General features: G+C 67.6%; 8 protein-coding genes. 5 read left to right on the forward strand and 3 right to left on the reverse strand.

Annotation, left to right across the window (positions count from 1 at the left end; all coding sequences use genetic code 11):
- Positions 1-11 precede the first annotated feature (11 nt).
- From ACH492_RS20135 to ACH492_RS20150, 4 genes are all read left to right on the forward strand, one after another.
- Positions 12-803 (forward strand): ABC transporter ATP-binding protein, encoded by a 792-nt coding sequence (locus ACH492_RS20135; protein ID WP_356227573.1) that lies wholly within the window; start codon positions 12-14, stop codon positions 801-803.
- 90 nt (positions 804-893) lie between these two features.
- Positions 894-1,322 (forward strand): NfeD family protein, encoded by a 429-nt coding sequence (locus tag ACH492_RS20140; protein ID WP_398988326.1) that lies wholly within the window; start codon positions 894-896, stop codon positions 1,320-1,322.
- Between the two features lie 91 nt (positions 1,323-1,413).
- The gene (locus ACH492_RS20145) at positions 1,414-2,379 is read left to right on the forward strand and encodes an SPFH domain-containing protein (protein WP_389195461.1); all 966 of its coding nucleotides are present in this window, start codon (positions 1,414-1,416) and stop codon (positions 2,377-2,379) included.
- Positions 2,380-2,434: 55 nt separating this feature from the next.
- Positions 2,435-3,202, forward strand: coding sequence for a sulfite exporter TauE/SafE family protein (locus ACH492_RS20150; RefSeq protein ID WP_398988328.1), 768 nt, complete (start codon positions 2,435-2,437; stop codon positions 3,200-3,202).
- A 79-nt stretch (positions 3,203-3,281) separates the two neighbouring features.
- Here ACH492_RS20150 and ACH492_RS20155 read toward each other — a convergent pair whose 3' ends face one another.
- From ACH492_RS20155 to ACH492_RS20165, 3 genes are all read right to left on the reverse strand, one after another.
- Positions 3,282-3,791: an HNH endonuclease gene (locus ACH492_RS20155; protein ID WP_398988330.1), complete on the reverse strand. Its 510-nt coding sequence runs from the start codon at positions 3,789-3,791 to the stop codon at positions 3,282-3,284.
- A gap of 155 nt (positions 3,792-3,946) precedes the next feature.
- Positions 3,947-4,477, reverse strand: coding sequence for a YbhB/YbcL family Raf kinase inhibitor-like protein (locus ACH492_RS20160; protein ID WP_398988332.1), 531 nt, complete (start codon positions 4,475-4,477; stop codon positions 3,947-3,949).
- 55 nt (positions 4,478-4,532) lie between these two features.
- The gene (locus ACH492_RS20165; protein WP_398988334.1) at positions 4,533-5,315 is read right to left on the reverse strand and encodes a sporulation protein; all 783 of its coding nucleotides are present in this window, start codon (positions 5,313-5,315) and stop codon (positions 4,533-4,535) included.
- A 74-nt stretch (positions 5,316-5,389) separates the two neighbouring features.
- On the opposite strand from ACH492_RS20165, the gene ACH492_RS20170 reads away from it, so the two are divergent.
- Positions 5,390-6,031 carry a DNA-3-methyladenine glycosylase gene (locus ACH492_RS20170; RefSeq protein ID WP_356227583.1) on the forward strand — a complete coding sequence of 214 codons (642 nt, stop codon included), beginning with the start codon at positions 5,390-5,392 and terminating at the stop codon, positions 6,029-6,031.
- Positions 6,032-6,393 lie beyond the last annotated feature (362 nt).

A 6,393-nucleotide genomic window follows, 5' to 3' on the forward strand; every position in this document is an offset into this window, starting at 1 on the left:
ACAACGCGCTCATGAGCGATGTACTGGAGCTGGTGGACGTATCCGTGGTCCGCGACGGACGCGCTCTGGTGGACGACGTCTCCTGGTCGGTCAAGGAGGGTGAGCGCTGGGTCATCCTCGGCCCCAATGGCGCCGGCAAGACCACCCTCCTCAACATCGCGTCAAGCTACCTCTTCCCGACCACCGGCACGGCGAAGATCCTGGGCGAGCGCCTCGGCGGCGTCGATGTATTCGAGCTCCGCCCCCGCATCGGCATGGCCGGCATCGCCATGGCCGAGAAGCTGCCCAAGCGCCAGACGGTGCTGCAGACAGTCCTCACCGCCGCGTACGGCATGACCGCCACCTGGCACGAGGACTACGACGCCGTCGACGAGGAGCGCGCCCGCGCCTTCCTCGACCGGCTCGGCATGACCGACTTCCTGGACCGCAAGTTCGGCACGCTCTCCGAGGGCGAGCGCAAGCGCACCATGATCGCCCGCGCGATGATGACCGACCCCGAGCTGCTGCTCCTCGACGAGCCGGCCGCCGGTCTCGACCTCGGCGGCCGCGAGGACCTGGTCCGCCGCCTCGGCCGCCTCGCCCGCGACCCGTACGCCCCCTCCATGGTGATGGTCACGCACCATGTCGAGGAGATCGCTCCGGGATTCACCCACGTCTTGATGATCCGTCAGGGCAAGGTGCTGGCCGCCGGCCCCATGGAGACCGAGCTGACCTCGCGCAATCTCTCGCTCTGCTTCGGCCTCCCGCTCCTCGTAGAGAGCAACGGCGAGCGCTGGACCGCCCAGGGCCTCCCGCTCGGCTGACCAACGGTCCCGGGCCGGAGCGACTGACCTGATCCGGACCCTGCCGTCGCCCACTGTCCCTGCCACGACCGGCGGACCTACCATGACCATGTGGAAATCGACGCATGGGTGTGGTGGCTGATCGGTGCGGTCGGACTGGGCATTCCGCTCGTCCTGACGGCGATGCCCGAATTCGGAATGTTCTCCGCCGGAGCAGTGGCCGCGGCCGTGGTCGCGGCGCTCGGCGGCGGCACGGTGGCCCAGGTGCTCGTCTTCGCCGCGGTGTCCGTCGCACTCATCGCGGTCGTACGCCCCATCGCGACCCGTCACAGATCCCAGAGCCCCCAGTTCGCCAGCGGCATCGACGCGCTGAAGGGCCGTCAGGCCGTCGTCCTGGAGCGGGTCGACGGCAGCGGCGGCCGGATCAAACTCGCCGGTGAGGTATGGTCCGCACGCGCACTCGACGCGGACATGTCCTACGAGGCGGGCCAGCAGGTCGACGTCGTGGAGATCGACGGAGCCACCGCCGTGGTCATGTGACCGAGAGAAGCCGAACGCCCCCCACACCAGCCCGTGTTCTGGGAAACTCGATCATCAGAATCATCCGGCAGCGAAGGGCACAGGGAACACGATGCAACCGATCATCATCGTCCTGATCATTCTGGTGGTGCTGGTCTTCATCGCCCTCATCAAGACGATCCAGGTCATCCCGCAGGCCAGTGCCGCCATCGTCGAGCGCTTCGGGCGCTACACCCGCACCCTCAATGCGGGCCTGAACATCGTCGTCCCGTTCATCGACTCGATCCGCAACCGCATCGACCTGCGTGAACAGGTCGTCCCCTTCCCGCCCCAGCCGGTGATCACCCAGGACAACCTGGTGGTCAACATCGACACGGTCATCTATTACCAGGTGACCGACGCCCGGGCCGCGACGTACGAGGTCGCCAGCTACATCCAGGCGATCGAGCAACTCACCGTCACCACCCTCCGCAACATCATCGGCGGCATGGACCTGGAGCGGACCCTCACCTCCCGCGAGGAGATCAACGCGGCCCTGCGCGGCGTCCTCGACGAAGCCACCGGCAAGTGGGGCATCCGCGTCAACCGTGTCGAGCTCAAGGCGATCGAGCCGCCCACCTCCATCCAGGACTCGATGGAGAAGCAGATGCGCGCCGACCGTGACAAGCGCGCCGCGATCCTCACCGCCGAGGGCATCCGCCAGTCACAGATCCTCACCGCCGAAGGTGAGAAGCAGTCCGCGATCCTGCGCGCCGAAGGTGAGGCAAAGGCGGCCGCGCTGCGCGCCGAGGGCGAGGCCCAGGCCATCCGTACGGTCTTCGAGTCCATCCACGCCGGAGACGCCGACCAGAAGCTCCTCGCCTACCAGTACCTCCAGATGCTCCCGAAGATCGCCGAGGGCGACGCCAACAAGCTCTGGATCGTGCCCAGCGAGATCGGCGACGCGCTCAAGGGCCTCAGCGGCGCCATGGGCAACTTCAACCCGATGGCAGGCATGGGCGGCGGCTCAGGATCCGGATCCGGCAAGTCCGGCGGCGGCAACGGCACGGAGCGCCGCGAACAGCCCCCCATCGACTGACCAGGCAGACCCTCAGGCATGATCGGTGCATCCGGCACCGATCATCGAGGGGCACATGACCATCTGGGAGATGCTCGCCGTCTTCGCCGCGGGTATCAGCGCCGGCACGATCAACACCATCGTCGGCTCGGGAACGCTGATCACCTTCCCGGTGCTCCTTGCCACCGGCCTCCCCCCGGTCACCGCCACCGTCTCCAACGCCCTCGGCCTGATCCCCGGCTCGGTCAGCGGAGCCATCGGCTACCGCGCCGAACTCACCGGCCAGCGCAGCCGCCTCCTGCGCCTGAGCATCGCCGCCGCGATCGGCGGCATCAGCGGAGCCGTACTCCTGCTGATGCTTCCCCCCACGGCCTTCGAGACGATCGTGCCGGTACTGGTCGCGCTCGCCCTCATCCTGGTGATCCTCCAGCCGCGCATCGCCAAAGCCGTCCAGCGCCGCCGCGACCGCAACGGCACCCACACCCACCCCGACGGCGGCCCGCTCCTGTTCACCGGACTGCTGCTAGCCAGCGTCTACGGCGGCTACTTCACCGCGGCCCAGGGGATCATCTACATCTCCCTCATGGGCATGCTGCTCGACGACACCATGCAGCGCCTCAACGCCGCCAAGAACGTCCTCGCCGCCGTCGTCAACAGCATCGCCGCGCTCTTCTTCCTCTTCGTCGCGGACTTCGACTGGACAGCCGTCCTGCTGATCGCGGTCGGCTCCGCCATCGGCGGCCAGCTCGGCGCGAAGATCGGCCGCCGCCTCCCGCCCACCGCGCTGCGCGCGCTGATCGTGGCGGTCGGCACCGTCGCCATCGTCCAGCTACTTCTCCGCTGACGCATGACGCACGAAGGCCCGCTGACGCACGAAGGCCCGCCCTCGTCCGAGAGCAGGCCTTCAACGACTCGTCTTCGCGTTACGCGGCGGGCTGGGCCGCAAGCCACCCCGGCAGCTCCGACCGCTCACCGGCCCGCATCCCGAGCAGCATCGCGTCCGCCGGAGACGGTACGAAGGGCTGGCGCAGCAGCGGCATCCCCGCCTGCTCCGGCGTACGGTCCGCTTTGCGGTGATTGTCCTCGGCGCAGGACGCCACCGTGTTCAGCCAGCTGTCCGCACCACCGCGCGACCGCGGCACCACGTGGTCCACGGTCGTGGCGCGTCTACCGCAGTACGCGCACCGGTGCTGGTCCCGTACCAGCACACCCCGCCTCGACCATGGCGCCTGTCTTCGGAACGGCACCCGGACATAGCGGCACAGCCTGATCACCCGGGGCACCGGAAGATCGACGGCGGCGGCGCGCACACGGAGTCCGGGGTGGGCCTGCTCGACCACGGCCTTGTCCTGCAGCACCAGAACCACAGCACGGTTGAGTGTCACCGTCGACAGCGGCTCGAAGCTCGCATTCAGCACCAGCGTGTCACGCATCTCGCCCACCTCCCGTTCGCCGGCCCAGCCCGTTGCGGGCCTTGGGCTTGGATCAACTCTGGCCGGGCGCGCCGAGATGGACAACGCAATAAAAGATGCCCTGCCCTGATCTCTCCAAGACCAGGGCAGGGCAAACAAGAAACGAACGCTGAGCTCTATGAGGGACCCTCGTACTCGGCGATCAGCTGCGCACGGGCAAGCGTGTGGAACCGCAGATTGAATCCCACGGCCGCGGGCGAGACATCCGCGTCCGGGCCGAGCTTCTCGCTGTCCACCGCGTACACCGTGAACACATAGCGGTGGTTCTCACCGGCCGGCGGAGCGGCGCCGCCGAAGTCCTTCGACCCGTAGTCGTTGCGGACCTGAACCGCGCCCTCGGGCAGCCCCTCGAACTTCCCGCTGCCCGCACCCGCAGGCAGCTCCGTGACCGACGCCGGGATGTCGAAGAGCACCCAGTGCCAGAACCCGCTGCCCGTGGGGGCGTCCGGATCGAAGCACGTCACGGCGAAGCTCCTGGTCTCGGCCGGGAAACCCTCCCACCGCAGGTGCGGCGAGGTGTTGCCCGCCGCGTAGACCTGGGCGTCCTTCAGCACCGACCCCGGCGCGATGTCATCACTCACCACCGTGAACGACGGCACCGCCGGATGAAAGTCGTGCGGAAGCGGCGCCCTCTTGAGCTCGGTCACGTCTGAACCTCCGATTCGGCTGTTCTGTCTGTCCGTCTGCCTGCCGGATCCGAGCCTAGAGCCAGTTACGACGCCCACCGACGTCCGCGAGCCACTGGTTGAGGTACGCCGCCCAGTCGGTCGACTGGAAGTCGTGGTGCCCCACCTTGAAGGCCTTGTACGAGTCGCTGCCCTCGCTGAACAGCCCCGGCTTCTTGTCCATCTCGAGGATGACGTCCATCTCACGGTCGTCCGCGACGAACGTCAACTCGATCTGATTCAGCCCGCGGTACTGCTGCGGCGGGAAGAACTCGATCTCCTGGTAGAACGGCAGCCGCTGCCGCGTCCCACGGATGTGCCCGCGCTCCATGTCCGCGCTCTTGAAGCGGAAGCCCAGCTGGATGAAGGCGTCCAGGATCGCCTGCTGCGCCGGCAGCGGGTGCACACTGATCGCGTCCAGGTCGCCCGAGTCCACGGCCCGCGCGATCTCCAGCTCCGTCGTCACCCCGATGTTCATCCCGCGCAGCTGCTGCCCGGCAATGCTCGTGACCGGGGTCTCCCACGGAATGTCCAGCCCGAACGGCACCACGTGCACCGCCCCGGCCGTCACCGTGAACGCGCCGCCGAGCCGCTGCTTGGTGAACTCGATGTCCTGCTTGACCTCCTGGTCACCGCCCTCGACCTCGACCCGCGCCTGCAGGCCGACGGAGAGCCCCTCGATCTGCTGATCCACCGAGCCGCCCTGGATGCGCACCTCGCCCTGGACGACACCACCCGGCACGACGTTCGCCTCGGTCAGCTCCGTCTCCACGGAAGCACCGCCGGCACCCATGCTCGCAAGCAGCCTCTTGAAGCCCATGTCCACTCCTCCTAGATCCTGACCTCTACATACGCGCGACGACCGTAGTCGGTTCCCCGGTACCCTCGTACGCCATGATCGAGAGCCCCGACCGTACGCCGCTGCCCCGGGAGTTCTTCGACCGCCCTGTACTGGAGGTCGCCCCCGAACTCCTTGGCTGCACCCTGGCACGCCTGACCGACGACGGACCCATCGAGTTGCGCCTTACCGAAGTAGAGGCGTACGCGGGAGAACTCGACCCGGGCTCCCACGCCTACCGCGGCCGCACCGCACGCAACGACGTGATGTTCGGCCCGCCCGGTTACGCGTACGTCTACTTCACCTACGGCATGTGGCACTGCCTGAACGTGGTGTGCGGCCCGGAGGGCAGGGCGAGCGGGATCCTGCTGCGTGCCGGCGAGATCCGGGTAGGCGCCGATCTGGCTCGCAAACGTCGGTTCTCGGCCCGTCATGACAAGGAACTGGCCAAAGGCCCCGCCCGCCTGGCCACGGCCCTCAACGTAGGCCGCGCCCTGAACGGCGCCGACCTCTGCGCCGGCGGCGACGCCCCACTGTCCCTACTCCCCGGTACCCCGCCCGCTCCTGACCAGGTGCGCAATGGCCCTCGTACGGGAGTGGGAGGCGCGGGGGCCCACCACCCCTGGCGATTCTGGATCGACGGCGACCCCACAGTCAGTCGGTACCGGGCCCATGTCCCGCGCCGTAGGGCAACTTGACTCGGGTTGACCAGACGCCTAACGTAGCCCGAGCCGCTTGAAACGGGCACTGCCGTTCGGCAACCCGAAGTGGCCATCCACTACTTACGACGAACCCAACCGGGTGCGATTTCGGCATGCCGAAATTCAGGCCTTAATGACTCGATTATGAGTCGCCCAGGGAATCGGCTAAAGTGGTGAACACGCCGCAAGGCGAAGGCCTCTCCAACGGTCACTGGATTCGAATTCCTCACCGGAAACGGAACGGAAAGAGATTCTGGTAAGGTTGGAAACGCAAGACCGAAGGGAAGCGCCCGGAGGGCCCCGTGAAAAGGGTCTGAAGGAAGCGTCCGTTCCTTGAGAACTCAACAGCGTGCCAAAAG

This window comes from Streptomyces sp. NPDC019443, from assembly GCF_044389785.1.
Lineage (GTDB): Bacteria > Actinomycetota > Actinomycetes > Streptomycetales > Streptomycetaceae > Streptomyces.